The organism is Clostridium gasigenes, from assembly GCF_900104115.1.
Lineage (GTDB): Bacteria > Bacillota > Clostridia > Clostridiales > Clostridiaceae > Clostridium > Clostridium gasigenes.
In genome coordinates, this window is sequence record NZ_FNJM01000001.1 from 623,822 (window position 1) to 644,903 (window position 21,082).

A 21,082-nucleotide genomic window follows, 5' to 3' on the forward strand; every position below is an offset into this window, starting at 1 on the left:
AACCAATAGCTCTTATTTTTTTATATTATTTTTTAAAAAATGAAAATAAATGTATTTAAATTGATTAAATGGTAAATAATTCATAAGAGGTGAATTAAGTGAAAAATAACAAAGTAGAAATTAAGGACATTGATTTAAATACTGCAAGAAAAGTTAATAAAGAATTAGCTTTAGAAGAAATGTTTTTACCTATAAAAATTGAAGGAAATAATTTAATAGTAATTGGGGTTGAAAGTAATGAAAGGATAATAGAATACTTGAATTTTATCTTTGCCTTAGAAATAGATTTTATAAAAATAGAAAGTGAAATTATACAAAATATTATAGATGGGGTTTTTAGTGGTGAAAGTCAAAATCTACATGAAAGTTTTATAGAAAAGGCAATAAAATTAAAGGCATCAGATGTACATGTTGAACCAATGGAAAATGAAGTTCTAATTAGAATTAGAACAGATGGTAAGCTTAGTTTAGATAGAAAAATTAAGCATTCAGAATATAAGGTGTTATTATCTAAAATAAAAATAATAGCAAACATGGATATTACAGAGAAAAGAAGACCTCAAGATGGCAAATATAACTTAAAGTTAAATAATAACTCTTATGATTTAAGAGTTTCTACTATATTAACAGTTTATGGTGAAAAACTAGTTATAAGAATTTTATATGGAATGAGATTTAATTTTAGTCTAGATAAAATACATTTAACAGAATATCAATTAAAAAAATTAATGAGAATAATATCTTTTAAGAATGGATTAGTAATTATAAATGGTCCAACTGGAAGCGGAAAATCGACAACGTTATATTCTATACTCCAAACTATAAATAATGAAGAAATAAATATCACAACTCTAGAAGATCCTGTGGAAGTTATTATTCCTGGAATTAATCAAATAAGTTTAAATAGAAAAGCTAATATTGACTTTGCAACAGGGCTTAGAAGTATTCTGCGCCAAGATCCTGATGTGATAATGATAGGAGAGATTAGAGATGAAGAAACTGCATCTATGGCTGTAAGAGCTGCCCTAACAGGACATAAGGTATATGCCACGATTCACACTAAAACACCTAGGGAAGTCTATTTAAGGCTAGATGATATGGGGGTTAAACCATATTTTTTAAAGGATTCAATTGTAGGGATAGTATCTCAACGGTTAATTAGGACTTTATGTGAGAAGTGCAAGGTTTATAAAGAAGATATTTGTTTTTGGGGAAGAAAAATAAAAAGCTATGAAAAAGATGGATGTATAGAATGCAACAATACGGGCTATAAAGGAAGAACAATGGTGTCAGCAGTAGAATTAATAGAAGGAGAGTATAAAGAATCCATCTCAAGTATTTTCCAAGAAATAAATTTACTATCAAATGTTGAAATGATAGAATCTCTAATTTCTTTATTAGAAAGAGGGTTAATTTCAATAAATGATTATAGAAAATTTATTTTAGAGGAGGGAATTAATGAAAAACTTTATAAAGAGAGTAATGCTTAGACCAAATAATGATAGTTTAGCTATTATAGCAGAAAATATAGGAAGTCTTTATTCTGAGGGTATACCATTTCTAACTATATTAGAACTATTAAGAGAAATGCCATTAGCTAATGGCTATAAAGACAGTATTTATAAAATTCAATATGATATAGAAAATGGAGAATCTTTTGAGAATGCATTAAAGAAACATAAAGAGTTATTTCCACAATTTTTTATTTCTATGGTTTCAATTGGAGAAAAAAGTGGACGTTTAAATGAATCTTTAAAAGGGATTAAAGAATATTATACTAAAATTAGTTCGATTAAAAAAATTGTAGGCAATGCATTAGCATATCCATGTGTTTTATTAGTAACAATGATAAGTCTTGGTTTATTTTTAGCACTGTTTATAATACCAAGTTTTTTTGATCTTTACAGTTCAATGGGAACTGAGATGCCTAAAAGTTGTTTGGTTATATATGAATTTGTACAAAAAGCAAAAGAAAATCCATTAATTATAATTATCTATGCTATAAGTTGGGGAATAGTGATTCCGAGCTTAGTAATAAAGCATGGGATTAAGAAATATGTAAGAATACCTTTTGAAAAAATTTCTATTATAAGAGATTTTTATGAGTATATATCTATCTCCTTACTATCTATCATAGTAAAGAGTGGTATCAACTTATCTTTGGGACTTAATTATTGTGCGAATAGTTTTTCTAAGGGAGTTTTAAATCATAAATTCGTAAATATAAATTCAGCTATAATAGATGGAAAAACATTATCAGAAGCACTACAAGGAATTGATGGATATTCTAAATATACTATATCAATAGTGAAACTTGGTGAAGCTAGTGGTTCTATGGATGAAAGATTGGAATTATTAAGTAGTTATTTAGAAAAGAAATCATTAGAAAAAATAAATAAAATACTAGCTGGACTACAGCCAGCCTTAATATTAGTTATGGCAGCAATTGTTTTAATATTTATAATGATATTTGTTATTCCTTTATTTGGAGCAATGATGACAGGGGCTGAAGGATGAAGAAAAAAGGATACACATTAATTGAACTTGTAGTTGTGATGGCAATACTATCAATATTACTTGGAAGTGGATTTGCAATAATAAAAACACTAAAACATATAAAAAGTCAAGTAGAAGTAGAAGCTGCAATATATGAAGTTCATAGCATTTTGAGTTATGCTAAAACCTATTGTAGGAAAAATTTATGTGATGGAGAGGTAATTATAGATACAGTTGAAAACAGTATTGGATTTAAATATAGGGATAAAAATAATATAAATAACAAATTGGTAGGAAAAAGTGAAAAATTTCCTGATAATATTAAAATTTCAGCTAATTTTAAACCAATAAACATTGTGAATGTTAGCGATATGGGATATTTGAAAAATTCAGGAACTATATTTATAAATGATGGAGAAAAGCAGTATAAAATAACTATAGCCGTAGGAAATGATACTGTAACAGTCAAAGAAGACAAAGAGATAATAGATGAAATAGAAAAAAGTAAATAGAATTTTGATATAAGGGGACAAAATGAAGAGAAAACATAATGGAAGTATGTTAATAGAAGTTTTAATAGCATTAATGATTTTGATGATAGCATCAATGATGGCAATGACTTCTGCAATAGCGGCCAATAAATCTAAGATTAGAAGAAATAAGCATGAGGAAGCTAATAGAGTAGCTTATTGTATTATGAATGAAATAAAATATAATTACTCTTATAATCAACTCAATACGGAAATATTAAGGTGTAATACAGGTGCAGAAAAGACCAATTATATAGGTTTTAAATATACAGATAAAATATTAGAAAATTTAATAACAACTAATATTTTTCAATTAGAAAGAGGAAATGATATAAAAATAGAGGTTATTAATGATGACAGTAATAATAAAATAATGAAAATGAAAATAGCAATTAGTTTGTCTGGAGGCGTAGGAGAAGTTAATGTTGAAAGAGAATTCAATAAGTCTTGGTGGATGGAATAGAAAAATAGATAAAAGAGTAAAAGGATATACATTAATTGAGACAATTGCAGTTATATCTATATCAACAATAGTTATGGTAATAGGGTTTACTCTCATAATTAGTACTTATAAAAATTATGTAAATATAATTGAAGAAAGTACAAGAATAGATGAAATAGATAATGCTTTGCTTAGTATAGATAGATTACTTACTGGTAATATGATTACAGAAATAAAACCTGATATTGTAAAGAATGAAATAGAGGTTAATTATTTAAGAGATCATGAAAAAACACTTGTGAAGACTAAATTAATAAGACGTCAAGGCGAGAGATTAGTAGTAGAGACACACAATAAAGGTCAACCTGACAATTCACTATTGGTAAGAAATACTATTTTAAAAAATGTAAAGACATTTACTATAATACAAAAAGAAAAATTATATTATTATAAAATTACTCTTAAAACAGGAGATGAGATAATACAGTGCATATAAAAATAGGTAAAAGGATTAATAATAAAAAAAGGGGATATGTACTTTTAGAAGCAGTAGTAATCCTTATGGTAGTAGCCTGTATATGTATGCTGTTAAATAAGATAGTTATAAATAATTATCTGAAATCTTCAGTAATACATACTAGAGATGATATAAAAACTTTAAGTGGATTTGAAGAGTACCACTTACTTGAGGCTGAAAAAGAATTTAGTACTGATAAAACAAAAAATAAATATATTAGAAAAAATCCAAGCCTAGAAATTAAAAAAGTAATAATTAATATAAATGGAACCTCGGGTACTTTAATAAAACAAGATATCAATGGTAACCATGATCACATTGAATTAGAGTGTAAAAAAAATACTGCAGATGGAAAGGAATTAGTTAAACTAGTTCCTAAATTCTATAGGACGGACTATATTCCAAATTGTAAATGTGGATTAGAAAAAGATGCTTAGATCTAATTAATTTTAAGGAAGGTAATATTATGAAAAATATAGTTGGCGTAGAAAAGCAGGGGTATATATATAAAGGTGCTTTATATGATTACACAGACCATATGAAGCTTAATGAGAAGCTAGGTGGCAACAGAGAAGCTGTTATAATGGAAGAACCTCTTTTGGTTAAAGTGTATAATTTTGAAGAAAGTAAGGTTTCACTAGAAAAATTTGTTGAAGATATTATAATAAAGGATTTTTCAGTTGGAGATGATTTACTATTTCATTATGACTTTATAAAAGGAATAAATAAGATTTATATATATTCAATTAAAAAAGGTATTGCAGTAGAAAAAATTGCATATGGTGCTAACATCCTCTCGGTAGTTCCAATTCAATTTAAAATAAAAGATTTTATAAACAATAAACTTAAAAGGTATAGAAATTTTATTTCAGTAACAAAAATAAGAGGCATATATTATTTAATAAATGTTGAAGATGGATTTATTATAAATGGATTCGTTAATAAAGACATAGATAGTGTTTTTAAGGAATTAGATAAATATATAGAAATAAATAAGGAAGTTATTTTTGATATAAGTATTAATATAAATGAAAAAAATAAAATTGGAGATCTAAAAGAAATTCAATATTTAAAAATTGGAGAGACAATAAATGAAAAATTATTTAAAAAACAAAAATTTTATACCAAGAAACTATGTTGAAAATTCAGAAAACATAAAAAATAAAGGAAATAGGAAAGGCGTAATATATTTAATAATAATAAATTTATTTATTATTCCTGTAACTATTGAAAGGGTATTTGAAAAAGAAAAACCAAAGGAAATTGAAGTAGCTAAACCTATTGAACAAGAGGTTTCTAAGGAATCAATTATTAAGTGGATAAATGAAATAGATAAAGATGTAGAAGAATTAACTGTTAAAAATAATAGTGGAACAATGATGATAAAATCTATAGAAAAATTATATTCATTGGAAGAAAGAGAAAGTATGGCTATTGATAATATAACTCAAAATGAAAAAAAATATTATATTCTAGGAATAACGAGGAATGAAAAAGGTGAAAAATAAAAAAAACTTTATAATAACATTAACAATATTAATTACATTTATGCAAGGCATAATATTATTTATAGTAAGAAATAATAAAATAGAAGAAAGTAAGCCAGTTATAAGTTCAGCAGAAGTAGACCCTATATACATTAAAGATATTGATAAATCATTAAGTAATTTAAAAAATTATAATTTAACTAATATAAAAAGAGAGGGTACTGGATGGATTATTAATATAAAAATAAATGGTGCAAAAGAAGAAGTATTATATGATTTAAAATTGTTAGAAAATTTTATTATTAAAAGTTACAATATGACTTTTAATAATAATAGAGTAGAGCTAGAATTAGAGTTAAAAAGTAAATAATTATTTTAAAGATAAATTAAGTTTATTTAAACAATTGCATTTATCTATTAATTTTGATAAAATATCTTTGTTATGTTTTAAACTACATACTGTTTATAACATTAATAACAATATGTTATTATAAATAATTAATAAAAGCTAATTATGGAGGGAAATTTTATGATTTCAGCAGGAGATATAAGAAAAGGTACAACATTTGAGCATGATCACTCAGTTTTTACAGTAATTGAATTTTTACATGTTAAACCAGGTAAAGGGGCCGCATTCGTAAGAACAAAACTTAGAAATGTTATATTAGGAGGGGTTACAGATAAAACTTTTAACCCAACTGAAAAATTACAAGAGGCTGTAATTGAAAGAAAAGAAATGCAATATCTTTATTCAGATGGAGAATTATACTATTTTATGGATCAAGAGACTTTTGAACAAATTCCTTTAAATTTTGAAAAAGTTGAAGAGGCTATAAAGTATATTAAAGAAAATATGTTTGCAGTAATTAAGTTCTATAAGGAAGAAGCTTTCTCAGTTGAAGCTCCAAACTTTGTTGAATTATTAATAACTCAAGCAGATCCAGGAGTTAAAGGGAATACAAGTACAAATGCTCTTAAACCAGCCACACTTGAGACAGGAGCTATCGTTTATGTACCTATGTTTGTTAACGAGGGTGATGTTATAAGAATTGATACAAGATCCGGAGATTACATGGAAAGAGTGTAACCTCAAATTTATGCTAAGTTCTTAGGAACTTAGCATTTTTTCAAATAACTAATTAAATTAGTTACAGAAAAATGTAAATAATGATATAATGAAATTATAATTTAAATTAAAGTATCGGAAGATCCCTTATGGGAATATATTGACTAGTTATTTTATGGAGATGACTAAGATGCTAGAGGAAGTGTTAAAATGATAGAGATTCAAGAAATATTAGAGTGTTTAAAAGATAAAATTAACAAATTGGAAAATAAAGAATATAAGGAAATATTTGGTGATATGAACGCTTTATTAGAAGGTATTTCTAATAAAGTAGAAGAAACATTAGTAAAACAAGAATCCATAGAAGAAAATATTCAATTTATTGATGAGGATTTAACAGATTTACAAGATGAATTATTTGAGGAAGTATCATTAGAAGATTTAGAAGATTTTGAAGATGAATATGTAGAAATAAAATGCAATAAATGCAATAAACCGCTATTTGTTGAAAAAGAGGCTTTAGAAAATAATAAAAGTATTCCTTGTCCATTTTGTAATGAAAATTCAATAGACTAGTTATTTTTTTGAGAATCCATTATACATATTGACTAGTTATTTTTGAATATATCTAAATAGAATAAAAGTTATTATTTTAATAAAAAATAATAAAAAATCTCAGTTTAAAGTAAGCTGAGATTTTTTTTGCGTTAATTTTAAATAATTTACATATTTAATTATTGTTATGAATATTAATTAAGTATGTGAAACAAAGTTTAGTTATTTATTTGGAGATAAAGTATAAGAGAACTATAGAAAAGGAAGTGAGGAATATTATTTATGAAGATGAAATATTAAAAGTTTTGCCATTAAAAATTAGTAGCGAAATTAGAGGGTATTTTCAAAGTGATAAAATTCAAGAAATTAGGATAAAGGTAGGAAAACCTATAATACTAAACTCCTTTAAAGGAGAACGGATACTTAAGTACACAGTAACTGCAGAAGATATAAAGCAAATATTAGTTAAGATATCTAACTATTCACTCTACGCATATGAAGAAGAAATAAAACAGGGGTATATTACTATAAAGGGTGGTCATAGAATAGGTATTGCAGGTGAGTGTGTAATAGTAGGTGGAATAATTAGGACTATAAAAAATATATCATCTCTAAATATTAGAATATGTAGAGAAGTTATAGGGTCATCTAATGAGGTAATGAAATATATAGCAAAGAATAATAGGATATACAATACATTAATTGTGGCCCCGCCTAAATGTGGAAAAACAACCATACTTAGAGATATAGCAAGAAATGTATCTTATGGAATGAATATTATTAATTTAAGTGGTAAAAAAGTTTCAATAATAGATGAAAGAAGTGAAATTGCTGCTTGTTTTAATGGTGTACCACAAATGGATGTAGGTGTTAGAACAGATGTATTAGATAATTGTCTTAAAAGAGAAGGCATGCTCATGGCTATTAGAAGCTTATCACCAGAAGTTTTAATATGTGATGAAATTGGAACAAAGGGAGACATTGAAGCCCTTCTTATGGCTTTTAATTCAGGAGTTAACGTAGTTGTTACTCTTCATGGGTTTAGTATAGATGATATTTACAAAAGAAAGGTGTTTAAAGAACTCCTTGATAATTCAATATTAGATAGAATAGTTATTTTATCTAATAAAAATGGAGTTGGAACAATAGAAAATATGTATGCGGTTGGACTGGGGGGGGAGGTTAAATGCTTAAAATGATTTCGATAGGCATAATATTTTGTGCAAGTACTTATATAGGGTTTTATTATGGAGAAAAATTTAAAGGTAGGTATAGAGATTTAAATGATATACTAAATTCCCTTTTAATACTTAATAATGAAGTTATTTATGGTAATACTCCAGTACCACAAGCTCTTCATTACGTCTCTGAAAAAACAAGTTGCCATTTAAGAAATCTACTTTTAAGAGTTTCAGAAAAACTAATAAATGGTGAAAGCAAAACAGTTTATCATGCATTTAAAGATGAGTATAGAAAAATGAAAGAAAATTTTTTTATTATAGAGGAAGATGAAAAAATATTATCTGATTTTACTAGAGAACTAGGAGAATCAGGTGTTTTTGGACAAGATAAAATTTTTAATTTAACTATAGAGAATATAAAACTAAATTGTAAAAAATCAGAAACTATAGCAAATAAAAATACAAAGATGTACAGATCCTTAGGAATATGTATTGGAGCTATGCTCGCTGTATTCTTAATGTGAAAAAGAGGGGGGAATTTATTATGCTAAATGTAGATATTTTATTTAAAATAGGAGCCATGGGAATTTTATTAATAGTATTAGATAAGGTTCTTGAAAGCAGTGGGAAAAAAGATATTGCGGTAATTACTAATATTGCAGGAGTTGTTATTATACTTCTAACAGTAATAGGGCTAATTGCTAATTTGTTTGATTCAGTTAAGACTATGTTTATGTTGTAGGTGAAGAATATGGAAATATTTAAAATAGTAGCTTTTGCATTTGTAGCCTTATCTATATTTTTATTATTTAAGGATAGAAGAAATGATTTATCAATATTAATAGCATTAGTAGCAGGAATTATAATTTTTCTATTTATAATTGGTCAATTAAGTGATGTAATATATTTTTTAAAAAATATAGCTGATAGAGCAAATATCGATAGTGTTTATATAGGCATAGTATTTAAAATATTAGCTATAGCATATTTAGCCTCCTTTTGTAGTGAAATATGTAAAGATGCAGGTGCTTCAAGCATAGCGTCAAAGGTGGACTTCTCTGCCAAGATATTAATACTTGGCTTAGCAATACCAATTTTAATGGCAGTATTAGATACTATACTGCAGATGTTGTAGGTGGTAATTATGAAAAAAATAAATAAAGTTGTTTTTATAATAATGGTTACAGGTATGATTATTTTTACTGGGGTATTAATAAATCCATATAGAGTTGTTTATGCAGAAGAACATACTAGTAAAAAAAGCGTATTTAATGAATATAAAAATAATTTAGAAAATAGTGAATTAATGAAAGATGAGGAAATTAAAGATAAAATAGATGGTTTATATGAATATATAAATAATATGAAATCAGATGTGGAATTAATGAATGAATTAGATCCAATTGAGTATTTTAAAAGCTATTTAGAAAGTGGACAAGGTAATTTATCCTTTGAAAAAGTTGGAGGAGCAATAGTAAGCTTTCTTTTTAAAGAAGTAAAGACAGTATTATCACTTTCTATATCAATAGTGGTAATTGCCATAATATGTTCATTACTTAAAAATTTGCAAGCATCATTTTCAAATGAAAGCATATCTAATATTGCTTTTTATGCTTGCTATTGTATGTTAATAGTTATTTTAAGTAAAAGTTTTTTAGTTTCGTTAACTATAGCAACAGATGTTATAACTAAAATATCAGATTTTATGTCGGCATTATTACCTATATTGGTAATAATGTTAGGCTCGGCAGGTGGTTTTACTCAGGCAGCTACAATGGATCCAATTATACTTGGAGCTACCTTAATAATTCCTAGAATTTATTTAAATGTTATAATACCACTTATTTTAATGAGCTTTGTATTACAATTTGCAAATAATATGTCTAGTGAACATAAAATAGATAACCTTTGTAAATTGCTAAAACAAATAACATTATGGTTACAAGGCATTATCTTAACCGTATTTATAGGATTGCTCACAGTTAGAGGAATAACATCTTCTACAATAGATGCAGTAACTTTAAAGACGGCTAAGTTTGCAATAGATAATTTCATACCAATAGTAGGGAAATCATTCTCAGATGCAATTGCAGCGGTTGCAGGATATTCCTTAATAATTAAAAATGCAATTAGTTCAATTGGGCTTATTGTAATAATACTACTTATGCTATATCCAGTTTTAAAACTTATTTTACTGGCATTAGTATATAAATTATCAGCAGCATTAATAGAACCAATAAGTGATAAAAGAATTACAAGTTCTATAAACGCTGCGGGAGAATCTCTTATTCTCATAATGTCTTGTGTTTTATCTGTAAGTCTTATGTTCTTTATATTGTTAGCTATAATGGCATCAGCAGGAAAATTTGTTATAGGGGGATAAATATGGAGAGTATATCTGCATTTATAACAACACTAGTAACAACAATAATTTTAATGACAGCAGTGGAATTAATAGCTCCTGATAACAGTATTAAAAAATATATAAATTTTGTTCTAGGACTAATACTTATTTCTGTTATGCTAACTCCAATTGTATCCTTATTTTCAAAAGGAGAAACTAAAGTAATAAACGAAATCAATAGATATGAAAAAGAGTTCGTTAAAATGGATAAAAATGAGGATAAAGGAAGGGTAGATAGAAATAGAGAGGAGTCATTTAAAAATAACTTAAATAAAAACTGTAATAAATTACTTGAAGAAGAATTTAAGGGAAGAGAGTTTGAAAGTGACATAAGCTGTAATATCGATATTAAAAACATGACATATGACATAGATAAAGTGAAAATAGGAGTTAAGGATGATAGTATAAAAAAAATACAAAAGATTGAAATAAATAGGTCAGATTCAAGTGCGGTTATAGGTTCACAAACTAAAGAAGAGGAAGTTAATGGAGAAACAGAAATTAAAATTTACCTAGAACAAATTTTAAATATAAAAGCTAAAAATATAGAAATATATAAGCAGGAAAAATAGGAGTGGTGAGATGAAAAGAGAGGATCTAAAAAAAGATATAAGAAATATCCTTAATAATAAAAAAATTAAAGATGCTGTAGTTGTTGTTTTAATATTAGCTTTTTTATTAATTGTAATTAGTTTTTTTACAGATAATAAAAAAGATAAATCAAAGACAACAAATAGTTCAGTTACAGTTGAGGAAACAAATACAAATACTAAAAATATTAATATAGAAACTCAAAAATATGAAGAAAAGCAAAGAAGTGAACTTGAAAGTATACTTAAAAAGATTGAGGGGGTTGGAGAGGTTGAAGTTATGATGCATTTCAAAAGTGGAGAAGTTAAGATTCCTGCTGTAGATAATAATAATCAAGTAGCAGTTACGGAAGAAACAGATAGGGAAGGAGGAACTAGGCGTAATGATCAAAAAACAGATGGAAGCAAGGTTGTTATGAAGAGCTTAGATGGAGACAATGAACCTGTAATTCTTCAAACTAATAATCCTACTATTACAGGGATAATAGTAGCAGCAGAAGGTGCTGGGAACAGTAAAATAAAATATGATATTCAAATGGCAGTATCGAGGCTTTATGAAATATCTTTAGATAAAGTTAATGTATATCTTATGGAAAGTTAGCATATAATTCAATAGAAAGTAGATGGGGGGAAAAAATTATGACAAAAAAACAATTTGGAATTATCTTTACGCTAATGGCTCTTATAGTATGTGTAGGAGTGTTATCAGCAAAATTAAACACTAATGGGTTAACTGATCCAACTGATTTAAGTCAAGTTTTAGCCGGTGAGGGAGAACAAGCAGACAAGAAGGCTGATGCAAAGGTACAAGAAAAGGAAGCAAAGGAAAAAGAAAAAGCAGATAAAAAAGCAGAGAAAAATGAAAAGAAAAGTGATAAGGAAACTTTAGCAAGTCAAGATTACTTCTTTTCACAAAGAAGCACTAAGGAACAACAAAATGCAGCTACAACTCAAGAATTAAAATCTATAAGCGAGGATAAAAATATTTCGCAAGAAAAGAAAGATATTGCAACAACAGAATTACAAGAAAAAATAATGATAAAAGATAAAGAAGGAAGAATAGAATTAAATGTTAAGAATAAAGGGTTTGAAGATGTTCTTTGTTTTATCGAAGGAAATAAGGTTAGAGTAGTTTTGAAAGCAGAAGAACAATTAACAGAAGATCAAACTTGTGCAATTCAAGAAATAGTTGAGGACGTTTCTAGTATGAGCGAAGTTATAATAGAGCCTAAGAAATAATTTATTGTAATATAATAATGTGTTTGATATAATAAACATAAGAAAAAGGAGTTTTGTTTGTTACAAAACATCAAGGAGGGAAAAAGAAAATGGAAAATTTGAACAATGATGTAAATATTGGAATTGTTAAAATTTCTGATGAAGTTGTAAGTGTGATTGCAGGTATTGCTACTGAAGAAATTCAAGGGGTAGTAGAGTTTCAACAGGGTGTTGGTAATAATATATCAAATTTATTAAAGTCAAAAAAGAGCTCAGGCAAAAGTGTTAAAGTTACCTTAGGTGAAAATAGCGCTACTATTGATTTAAATGTATCAGTGCAATATGGCTTAAAAATTAAAGAAGTTGTTGAAGCTGTTCAAGAAAATGTTAAAAAAACAGTTGAGGCAATGACAGGGTTAAAAGTAGATTTTATAAACGTAAATGTTCAAAGCATTTATCAAGCGAAAAAAGAAAAAAAAGAAGACAAAGAAGAAACTAAAGAAAATAACTAGACTTTTAAGTTTTAAACATAATTTTTAGTTTAAAAATCAATATAGTTTAAATAATATTAACGTTAATATTGGTAAAGGTAGGTTAAAGATAATTCTTTGACCTACCTTTTTAATTTATACAGCATATATATAAGGTATATTTACCGCAAATGACTAGATATAAGAAAAAATAAAATTCAGTTAATTGATAATTAAGCGCTTATGTGTTACTATCTACTATGGCAAGGTATGGTACCTTGTGTTAAAATATATTATAATAATAATACACAAATGATTATTATACATTTCAAAAGTGCATAATAACATTAAAACCAGTTACGCAGGAGGATATTATGAATAGAAAAAAATCAAGAGAAATAGCAATGGAATTACTTTTTGGTATGACTTTAAGTAAAAATACTTTAGAGGAAACAATAGAGCATTTTATAGAAGAGTACGAAATGAAACTTAAAACAATAGATGTTGAATACATAAAAAATATTTTAGAGGTTGTAGAAAAAAACAAAGAAATAATAGATGAAAAAATTACTGTAGCCTTAGTTAATTGGAAGCTAGATAGAATATCTAAAGTTAATTTAACTATATTAAGATTAGCTGTAGCAGAAATGTTATATTTAGAGGATGTTCCAGAAAAAGTTGCAATTAATGAGGCTCTAGAGCTTACGAAAATATATTCAGATGAGAAGAGTGTAGCATTTATAAACGGAGTATTAGATAATACATTTAAAAAAATGTAAAGTCATATAAAGGGGAAATGAAAAATGGGGCAAATAATAAATGGTAGAGAAGTTGCGAGTGTAATAAAAGAAGAAATAAAAACTTTCATTAATAAAAGAAATAAAAGTGGGCTAACTATTCCTAAAATAGCATCTATATTAGTTGGTGAAGATGGTGGATCTATTTACTATCTAAACAGTCAAGAAAAGGTAGCTACTTCTCTTGGATGTAAATTTGATAAAATATTACTTGAAGAAACTATTTCTGAAGAAGAGATAATAGACTTAATACATAAATTAAACAAGGATAATAGTATTCAAGGAATAATGTTACAAGTGCCACTTCCAAGAGGCTTAGACGAAAAAAAAATTATTTCAACAATTTCTCCATATAAGGATATAGATTGTTTAACATTTGAAAGTCAAGGTAAGCTTTATACTGGTGGAAACAGTTTTCTGCCATGTACACCAAACTCAATTATAACTTTGTTAGAAAGCTTAGATATAACTATAGAATCAGCTGAAGTTGTAGTACTTGGTAGAAGTAATATAGTTGGAAAACCTGTAGCTCAATTATTACTTAATAAAAATGCTACAGTAACTATATGTCATTCAAGAACCGCTAATATTAAAGAGGTTTGTAAAAGAGCAGATATACTTATTGTTGCAATAGGGAAACCTAAGTTTATAAACTCTGAATATATAAAAGAGGGTGCAGTGGTTATAGATGTTGGAACATCTTCCTTTGAAGGTAAAATAACAGGTGATGTTGATTTTGATGATGTAATAAATAAAGCATCTTTTGTAACACCAGTACCCGGTGGAGTGGGAGCTTTAACTACAACATTACTAATAAAAAATGCATGTGAGGCTTTAGAAAAACATGAGAATTAAGACGTTATCAGTTTCAGAAGTAAACAATTATATAAAGAAAATTTTAGATAATGATTTTATTTTAAATAATCTCTCTGTAAAAGGGGAGATTTCTAATTTGAAATATCATACAAGTGGACATATATATTTTTCATTAAAAGATTCTAATGGTAAAATTAATTGTGTTATGTTTAAAGGAAAAGCTTATGATCTAGATTTTAGGCTTGAAGAGGGTATGGAAGTTGTAATAAGCGCTAGCTGCTCTATTTATCCAATGAATGGATCACTTCAATTATATTGTAATGATATAAGAAAAGAAGGACTTGGAGAACTACACATTAAATTTGAAAAGCTAAAAGACAAATTGTTAAAAAAAGGATACTTTGATCAAGAATATAAAAAAGCTATTCCAGTTATGCCAATGAGAATAGGAGTAGTCACATCAGAAACAGGAGCTGTTATTAAAGATATAATTAACGTAACGCGCACTAGAAGTTCCATAGTGGACATTGTTTTATATCCAGCTAAGGTTCAAGGTATAGGAGCATATAAATCAATAATTAAAGGTATTAAATACTTCAATAGTGAAAAAAGTGTAGACTTAATAATTATAGGACGTGGAGGAGGCTCCATTGAAGAATTATGGAACTTTAATGAAGAAGAACTAGCGCTGGAAATATTTAAGTCTAACATTCCTATAATATCAGCAGTAGGACATGAAGTTGATTTCACTATATCAGATTTTGTATCTGATTTACGTGCATCAACACCATCACAAGCAGCAGAACTTGCAGTTCCTTTGGAAAGTGATATGTTGCTAGGTTTAAATCAAATAGAGCGAAGAATAAACGAATTAATTAACAATAGAATTTCAGAAGAAAAAAATAAGGTTAATAGTTTAAGTAGAATACTAAAGCTAAATAGCCCTTTAAATAAAATAGTAAACAGTTATTTAGAAGTTGATGGATTAAAAGAAAGATTAAGTAGAACAATGGCTAATAAAATAGAAAAAGAAAAGATAAAAGTAATATCTCTAAATGATATATTACAAGCTTATAACCCAATGAATATATTATCTAAAGGATATGCAATAGTCCAAGATAATAATAAAAATGTAATATCTGAAAAAGAAAAGCTAAATAAAGAAATTCAAATAAATATAATTTTAAAAGATGGCTTTGTTAAAGGGGTATTTAACCCTTTGGATTAAGGAGAGGTTAAAATGGCAAAGAAAGATAAGTATAATGATATGGTAATTAATCTTCAAGAAGTATTGAAAAATCTAGAAGAAAAAGAACTCAATTTAGAAGATGCAATGAAAGAATATGAAGTTGGGGTAAAACTAGTAAATAAAATTTACAAAACACTAAATACATTAGAAGGAAAATTAACTACCATTAAAGAAAATGTAGAAGTGGAGATTGATAATGGAAATGATAATTAATGAGTGCAAAGAAGAAATAAATAAATATATTAAAGATTATTTTGAAGGCAAAGGCACATACAATAAAATAATTTATGAGGCCGCAAGCTATAGTTTAAATATAGGTGGAAAAAGAATACGCCCAATATTAACATTATTAACCTATAATCTATATAAAGAAGATTGGCGGGATGTAATAGATATGGCTTGTGCCATTGAAATGATTCACACATATTCATTAGTACATGATGATCTACCTTGTATGGATAATGATGATTTAAGAAGAGGGAAACCTACAAGTCATAAAAAATTTGGAGAAGATATTGCAGTATTAGCTGGAGATGCATTACTAAATGAAGCTATGATGCTAATGATGGATTATTCTTTAAAAAATGGGGAAAGAGCATTAAAGGCAAGTAGAGAAATTGCAAAAGCAGCAGGCCCAGAAGGTATGATTGGAGGGCAAGTTGTTGACATAATAAATGAGGGTAAAAAAATTTCTAAAGATGAATTAGAATATATGCACTTAAAGAAAACTGGGGAACTTATAAGGGTTTCTATAGAAGCTGGAGCAATACTGGCAGAAGCCTCAGAGTATGATTCTCATATTTTGAGTGAATTCGGTAAAAAATTAGGATTAGCATTTCAGATAAAAGATGATATACTAGATTTAGTAGGTGATGTGAAAAAACTTGGTAAAAACATTAAAAGTGATGAAAATAATCATAAATCAAACTTTGTAACAGTATTTGGATTAGAATATTGTGAAGAAAAATGCAACTCACTTACAAAGGAGAGTTTAGAATTATTAAATAAGATTTCAGTAGATACTAAGGTTTTAAAAGAACTTACCCTAGAATTATTAAATAGAGAATTTTAACGTAAGGAATGATAAAATATGATTAAGTTATTAGATAGAGTAAATTGTCCAGATGAAGTTAAAAAGTTATCTAATGAAGAATTAGAAACTTTATCAGTTGAAATAAGAGAGTTTTTAATAGATAGTTTATCTAAAACAGGTGGACATTTATCATCAAATTTAGGAGTTGTAGAGCTAACTTTAAGTTTATTTAAAAGCTTTGATCTAGAGAAAGATAAAATAGTTTGGGATGTTGGTCATCAAAGTTATATTCATAAACTATTAACAGGAAGAAAAGAGATGTTTAACACACTTAGACAATATGGTGGGTTAAGTGGATTTCCTAAAAGATGTGAAAGCAAATATGATTCGTTTGATACAGGTCATAGTACCACCTCACTATCAGCAGCTCTTGGAATGGCAAGAGCTAGAGATATTAAAGGTGAAGATAACGAAGTTATTGCAGTTATAGGTGATGGAGCGTTAACTGGTGGGATGGCTTTTGAAGCTTTAAATGACGTAGGGTTTAATAAAACTAAAATGATAATTATTTTAAATGATAATCAAATGTCCATTTCTAAAAATGTAGGTGGATTATCTAGTTATTTTAATAAAATAAGAGTTGATCCTAAATATAACAAATTGAAATCAAACATAAATACCTCGCTAAAATTATCAAATACAGGAAAACGAGTAGCTTATTATTTAAGCAAAATTAAAGACGGAATAAAGCAAGTTGTTGTTCCATCTATGCTATTTGAAGATATGGGTATTAAATATATTGGCCCAATTGATGGACATGATATAGATATGATGAACGAAGTATTTAAAAAGGTTAAACAAATAGAAGGACCTGTAATTATCCATACTATAACTCAAAAGGGTAGAGGTTATGAACTAGCCGAAAAAAATCCAGGTAAATTTCATAGTGTAGGAGCTTTTGACTTAGAAAGTGGAGAAGTAATTAGTTCAGCCAGTGAAAATTATTCAAAGGTTTTTGGGGATACTATGATAGAGTTAGCAAAGGAAGATAATAGAATAGTTGCAATAACAGCGGCAATGCCAGATGGAACTGGGCTTAAAGACTTTGCTAAAGAATTTCCAAATAGAATTTTTGATGTAGGAATAGCAGAGCAACATGCAACAACATTAGCAGCTGGAATGGCAAGTCAGGGATTAAGACCTGTATTTGCAGTATATTCAACATTTCTGCAAAGAGCTTTTGATCAAGTTATACATGATGTATGTATTCAAGAAATGCCTGTAACATTTGCAATAGATAGAGCTGGTATAGTTGGTGAAGATGGAGAAACACATCAAGGTATATTTGATATTTCATATTTAAATCAAATACCTAAAATGAATATATTAGCACCTAAGAGTTTAGGTGATTTACAAATAATGCTTAAATGGGCTGTAAATTCAAATATGCCAGTTGCAATAAGATATCCAAGAGGTGGAGATATTTTAAAAGATATTAAGCCACTAACTGAAATAAAATATGGGAAATGGGAAAAGATAATAAATGGAGAAAAAATTGCAATAATAGCTGTAGGAAAAATGGTACAGCATGCAATTCTTGCAAAAAAAAATCTAGAAAAAAATGGAATAAATCCATTAATAATAAGTGCAACTTTTGTCAAACCACAGGATACAGAGTTATTAAAGGAACTTGTTGATAATAAATACAATATAGTAACTATAGAAGATAATATGATAAGTGGTGGTTTTGGTAATTCAGTTTTAATGAATTTAGTAGAACTTGGATTTGAAAATAAGTTTAAAGCTTTAGGGTTTAAGGATGATTTTATTACTCATGGAGCAGTTAACATATTATATAAAGAAGCAAAACTTGATGGGGATGGAATAGCAGAAACAATTATAGAACTTCAAGGATAAAGGAGATTATCATGTCAATTAAAAAAGAAAGAATAGATATACTTTTAGTAGAGAAAGGTATAATTACATCAAGAGAAAGAGCAAAAACTAATATAATGGCAGGTAAAATCTTTGTAAATGGACATAGAGTGGATAAAGTCGGAGAAAAAGTTGATGTAGATGCTGAGATAATATTTAAAGGGGAAGAGATTCCTTATGTAAGTAGAGGTGGACTTAAGCTTGAAAAAGCTATGAAGTCTTTTAATATAATATTAGAAGATAAGGTTTGTATGGATATTGGTGCTTCTACTGGAGGATTTACAGATTGTATGCTACAAAATCATGCAAGTAAGGTTTTCGCAGTAGATGTTGGATATGGACAATTTGCTTGGAAACTTAGAACAGATGAAAGAGTAGTATGTATGGAAAGAACTAATATAAGATATGTAACTCCAGAAGAAATAGGAGAAAAATTAGACTTTGCATCTATAGATGTTTCATTTATATCTTTAAAAACAATAATGCCAGCAACTGTAAATCTTTTAAAGGAAGATGGAGAAATTGTAGCTTTAATTAAGCCCCAATTTGAAGCCGGAAGAGATAAAGTTGGTAAAAAAGGTGTTATACGTGATATAAATGTTCATAAAGAGGTAGTAACTAAAATAGTTGATTACTTAATATCAAAAGAATTAAATATACTTGGGATAAGCTATTCTCCAATTAAAGGGCCAGAAGGCAATAGAGAATATCTTGTTTATTTTACAAAAAATAAAGAAAAACCATCAAATTTCAAAATAGAACAAATTGATGAAATAGTAGAAATGTCACATAATCAATTATAAACTTAAATAGTAAGGGATCTTTAAAAAAATAAATAGTGAGATTCTTATATATTATGTACTATGCTTAATCGAAATAACCCTTAAATGCTCAATGTGAGCAGATGTGGATCTTGGGCTAGTGCAAAATATCCTAAGAATCTTTTACTTATTATTTTATTTTAGCACCCCTAAGTGTTGGAGGAGTTATGAAGAATATTATAATAGCTATAAATCCATTAAAGGATAAAGGAAATAAAATTCTAGATTTAGTTCTAGAAAAAGTTAAAAAAGTATTTACAGATTCTAAAATAGTAGTTTTAGATAGTTATAAAATTTCTGATTATGACTTTAAAGAAGAAATAGATATTATTATGGTCCTAGGTGGAGATGGAACAATTTTAGGTGTAGCTAGAGAACTAATAGGAAGAAGTAATGCACCTATAATTGGAATTAATATTGGAAACCTAGGATTTTTATCAAGTGTTGAAATATCAGGATTAGATATGGCTATGGATAAGTTGAAAAATGGAAAATATAAAATCCAAAATAGGATGATGTTAGAGTGCAACTTAGCAATAAAAGAAATTAAAAATAGTCGTAATGCACTTAATGATATTGTTGTTGCAAGAGGAACTTTATCTCGTATGGTTAAGTTTCAAGTTTTTATAGACGGTAAACGATATTATACTTTTAAGGGTGATGGAATTATAATTGCAACGCCAACAGGATCTACAGCATATTCTTTTTCAGCGGGAGGACCATTTGTATATCCAGATGTAGATGTAATTACAGTTACTCCTATATGTGCACATACAAAAGGAATGCAGACTATTGTATTAAATAGTGATAGTGAAATAGAAATTATGGCTGAAAATGGGGAAGAGGAAATATATATAACCTTTGATGGACAAAAAGCCATTAAATCAAATAAAGAAGCTCTAATAAAAATCAAAAAATCAAAAGAATATGCAAAAATTGTATTATTTGATGATTATGATTATTTTAAAGTTCTAAGAACAAAAATATTAAATAATTCTAAAGAATGTGAAGGTGATTAAATTGAAACCTAGAAGACATAGTAAAATTTTAGAGATAATTAATGATAAAGATATAGAAACTCAAGAAGAATTAGCAGATGAATTGAAAAATGATGGGTTTGATGTAACTCAAGCTACAGTATCAAGAGATATAAAAATATTAAAATTAATAAAAATGCAAAGTTCTTCAGGAAGTTATAGATATATAGCATCCTCCACGGAACAAAGAGATATAAACAATAAACTATCTAGTATTTTATCAAATGCAGTTGTATCAGTAGAAAATGTAGATAAGTTTGTAGTTGTAAAAACATTAACTGGAGCCGCTAATGCAGCGGCAGAGGCTATAGATATATTAATTCCTACAGAAATTGCAGGAACTATAGCTGGAGATAATACTATATTTATATTAGTTAGAAGTATTGAAAAAGCAGAAGAATTAGTCTGTAAAGTAAGAAAAATGATTTTATAAAGGAT

At 27.4% G+C, this 21,082-nt stretch carries 29 protein-coding genes; all 29 read left to right on the forward strand.

From position 1 onward, the window contains the following. The first annotated feature begins 98 nt into the window (after positions 1 to 98). The 29 genes from BLS77_RS02925 to BLS77_RS03065 all read left to right on the forward strand — a co-directional run bounded on the left by BLS77_RS02925 (position 99) and on the right by BLS77_RS03065 (position 21,077). On the forward strand, positions 99 to 1,490 hold the full coding sequence (locus tag BLS77_RS02925; protein ID WP_242873917.1) for a GspE/PulE family protein: 1,392 nt from the start codon (positions 99 to 101) through the stop codon (positions 1,488 to 1,490). Beyond that, positions 1,459 to 2,517 (forward strand): type II secretion system F family protein, encoded by a 1,059-nt coding sequence (locus BLS77_RS02930; RefSeq protein ID WP_089965666.1) that lies wholly within the window; start codon positions 1,459 to 1,461, stop codon positions 2,515 to 2,517. The genes BLS77_RS02925 and BLS77_RS02930 overlap by 32 nt, the downstream gene beginning before the upstream one ends. Continuing rightward, complete coding sequence (locus BLS77_RS02935) at positions 2,514 to 3,008, forward strand: type II secretion system protein (RefSeq protein ID WP_089965669.1); 495 nt, start codon at positions 2,514 to 2,516, stop codon at positions 3,006 to 3,008. Before BLS77_RS02930 ends, BLS77_RS02935 begins: the two co-directional genes overlap by 4 nt. Before the next feature lie 22 nt (positions 3,009 to 3,030). Continuing rightward, positions 3,031 to 3,489: a type IV pilus modification PilV family protein gene (locus tag BLS77_RS02940; protein ID WP_089965671.1), complete on the forward strand. Its 459-nt coding sequence runs from the start codon at positions 3,031 to 3,033 to the stop codon at positions 3,487 to 3,489. Then, complete coding sequence (locus tag BLS77_RS02945) at positions 3,449 to 3,964, forward strand: PulJ/GspJ family protein (protein WP_139164807.1); 516 nt, start codon at positions 3,449 to 3,451, stop codon at positions 3,962 to 3,964. The genes BLS77_RS02940 and BLS77_RS02945 overlap by 41 nt, the downstream gene beginning before the upstream one ends. Next, positions 3,955 to 4,422, forward strand: coding sequence for a hypothetical protein (locus tag BLS77_RS02950; protein WP_089965676.1), 468 nt, complete (start codon positions 3,955 to 3,957; stop codon positions 4,420 to 4,422). Before BLS77_RS02945 ends, BLS77_RS02950 begins: the two co-directional genes overlap by 10 nt. 29 nt (positions 4,423 to 4,451) lie before the next feature. Next, a complete protein-coding gene (locus BLS77_RS02955; RefSeq protein ID WP_089965679.1) occupies positions 4,452 to 5,126 on the forward strand; it encodes a hypothetical protein in 675 nt (224 codons plus the stop codon). Next, a complete protein-coding gene (locus BLS77_RS02960) occupies positions 5,077 to 5,493 on the forward strand; it encodes a hypothetical protein (protein WP_089965681.1) in 417 nt (138 codons plus the stop codon). Before BLS77_RS02955 ends, BLS77_RS02960 begins: the two co-directional genes overlap by 50 nt. Next, the gene (locus BLS77_RS02965) at positions 5,483 to 5,842 is read left to right on the forward strand and encodes a hypothetical protein (protein WP_139164808.1); all 360 of its coding nucleotides are present in this window, start codon (positions 5,483 to 5,485) and stop codon (positions 5,840 to 5,842) included. Before BLS77_RS02960 ends, BLS77_RS02965 begins: the two co-directional genes overlap by 11 nt. A 159-nt stretch (positions 5,843 to 6,001) precedes the next feature. Continuing rightward, the gene (efp, locus tag BLS77_RS02970; protein WP_089965686.1) at positions 6,002 to 6,559 is read left to right on the forward strand and encodes an elongation factor P; all 558 of its coding nucleotides are present in this window, start codon (positions 6,002 to 6,004) and stop codon (positions 6,557 to 6,559) included. Between the two features lie 189 nt (positions 6,560 to 6,748). After that, positions 6,749 to 7,114 carry a CD1247 N-terminal domain-containing protein gene (locus tag BLS77_RS02975; RefSeq protein ID WP_089965689.1) on the forward strand — a complete coding sequence of 122 codons (366 nt, stop codon included), beginning with the start codon at positions 6,749 to 6,751 and terminating at the stop codon, positions 7,112 to 7,114. Between the two features lie 215 nt (positions 7,115 to 7,329). Beyond that, positions 7,330 to 8,292 (forward strand): stage III sporulation protein AA, encoded by a 963-nt coding sequence (gene spoIIIAA / locus BLS77_RS02980; protein ID WP_423231022.1) that lies wholly within the window; start codon positions 7,330 to 7,332, stop codon positions 8,290 to 8,292. Then, positions 8,280 to 8,798, forward strand: a complete 519-nt coding sequence (spoIIIAB, locus tag BLS77_RS02985) for a stage III sporulation protein SpoIIIAB (RefSeq protein ID WP_089965691.1) — start codon at positions 8,280 to 8,282, stop codon at positions 8,796 to 8,798. The genes spoIIIAA and spoIIIAB overlap by 13 nt, the downstream gene beginning before the upstream one ends. 20 nt (positions 8,799 to 8,818) lie before the next feature. Then, complete coding sequence (spoIIIAC, locus tag BLS77_RS02990; protein ID WP_089965694.1) at positions 8,819 to 9,016, forward strand: stage III sporulation protein AC; 198 nt, start codon at positions 8,819 to 8,821, stop codon at positions 9,014 to 9,016. Between the two features lie 9 nt (positions 9,017 to 9,025). Further along, complete coding sequence (gene spoIIIAD, locus BLS77_RS02995; RefSeq protein WP_089965697.1) at positions 9,026 to 9,409, forward strand: stage III sporulation protein AD; 384 nt, start codon at positions 9,026 to 9,028, stop codon at positions 9,407 to 9,409. A 9-nt stretch (positions 9,410 to 9,418) separates the two neighbouring features. Next, the gene (gene spoIIIAE / locus BLS77_RS03000) at positions 9,419 to 10,657 is read left to right on the forward strand and encodes a stage III sporulation protein AE (RefSeq protein WP_089965700.1); all 1,239 of its coding nucleotides are present in this window, start codon (positions 9,419 to 9,421) and stop codon (positions 10,655 to 10,657) included. A gap of 2 nt (positions 10,658 to 10,659) precedes the next feature. Further along, positions 10,660 to 11,250, forward strand: a complete 591-nt coding sequence (gene spoIIIAF / locus BLS77_RS03005) for a stage III sporulation protein AF (RefSeq protein ID WP_089965703.1) — start codon at positions 10,660 to 10,662, stop codon at positions 11,248 to 11,250. A 10-nt stretch (positions 11,251 to 11,260) separates the two neighbouring features. Then, the gene (gene spoIIIAG / locus BLS77_RS03010) at positions 11,261 to 11,869 is read left to right on the forward strand and encodes a stage III sporulation protein AG (RefSeq protein WP_089965706.1); all 609 of its coding nucleotides are present in this window, start codon (positions 11,261 to 11,263) and stop codon (positions 11,867 to 11,869) included. A 38-nt stretch (positions 11,870 to 11,907) separates the two neighbouring features. Beyond that, entirely contained in the window at positions 11,908 to 12,507 is a 600-nt protein-coding gene (locus BLS77_RS03015) for a SpoIIIAH-like family protein (RefSeq protein WP_089965708.1), read from the forward strand. Positions 12,508 to 12,596: 89 nt separating this feature from the next. Next, positions 12,597 to 12,998: an Asp23/Gls24 family envelope stress response protein gene (locus tag BLS77_RS03020; protein WP_089965710.1), complete on the forward strand. Its 402-nt coding sequence runs from the start codon at positions 12,597 to 12,599 to the stop codon at positions 12,996 to 12,998. A 332-nt stretch (positions 12,999 to 13,330) separates the two neighbouring features. Then, on the forward strand, positions 13,331 to 13,735 hold the full coding sequence (gene nusB / locus BLS77_RS03025; protein WP_089965713.1) for a transcription antitermination factor NusB: 405 nt from the start codon (positions 13,331 to 13,333) through the stop codon (positions 13,733 to 13,735). 24 nt (positions 13,736 to 13,759) lie between these two features. Beyond that, positions 13,760 to 14,608 carry a tetrahydrofolate dehydrogenase/cyclohydrolase catalytic domain-containing protein gene (locus BLS77_RS03030; RefSeq protein WP_089965715.1) on the forward strand — a complete coding sequence of 283 codons (849 nt, stop codon included), beginning with the start codon at positions 13,760 to 13,762 and terminating at the stop codon, positions 14,606 to 14,608. After that, complete coding sequence (gene xseA / locus BLS77_RS03035) at positions 14,598 to 15,797, forward strand: exodeoxyribonuclease VII large subunit (RefSeq protein WP_089965718.1); 1,200 nt, start codon at positions 14,598 to 14,600, stop codon at positions 15,795 to 15,797. Before BLS77_RS03030 ends, xseA begins: the two co-directional genes overlap by 11 nt. A 12-nt stretch (positions 15,798 to 15,809) precedes the next feature. After that, positions 15,810 to 16,031, forward strand: coding sequence for an exodeoxyribonuclease VII small subunit (xseB, locus tag BLS77_RS03040; protein WP_089965721.1), 222 nt, complete (start codon positions 15,810 to 15,812; stop codon positions 16,029 to 16,031). After that, a complete protein-coding gene (locus BLS77_RS03045) occupies positions 16,021 to 16,890 on the forward strand; it encodes a polyprenyl synthetase family protein (protein ID WP_175490777.1) in 870 nt (289 codons plus the stop codon). Before xseB ends, BLS77_RS03045 begins: the two co-directional genes overlap by 11 nt. Positions 16,891 to 16,911: 21 nt before the next feature. Then, positions 16,912 to 18,768: a 1-deoxy-D-xylulose-5-phosphate synthase gene (gene dxs, locus BLS77_RS03050; RefSeq protein WP_089966525.1), complete on the forward strand. Its 1,857-nt coding sequence runs from the start codon at positions 16,912 to 16,914 to the stop codon at positions 18,766 to 18,768. A gap of 11 nt (positions 18,769 to 18,779) precedes the next feature. Further along, a complete protein-coding gene (locus tag BLS77_RS03055; RefSeq protein ID WP_089965725.1) occupies positions 18,780 to 19,589 on the forward strand; it encodes a TlyA family RNA methyltransferase in 810 nt (269 codons plus the stop codon). 185 nt (positions 19,590 to 19,774) lie between these two features. Continuing rightward, the gene (locus BLS77_RS03060; protein ID WP_089965727.1) at positions 19,775 to 20,626 is read left to right on the forward strand and encodes an NAD(+)/NADH kinase; all 852 of its coding nucleotides are present in this window, start codon (positions 19,775 to 19,777) and stop codon (positions 20,624 to 20,626) included. Position 20,627: 1 nt separating this feature from the next. Beyond that, entirely contained in the window at positions 20,628 to 21,077 is a 450-nt protein-coding gene (locus BLS77_RS03065; protein ID WP_089965730.1) for an arginine repressor, read from the forward strand. Positions 21,078 to 21,082: the final 5 nt, after the last annotated feature.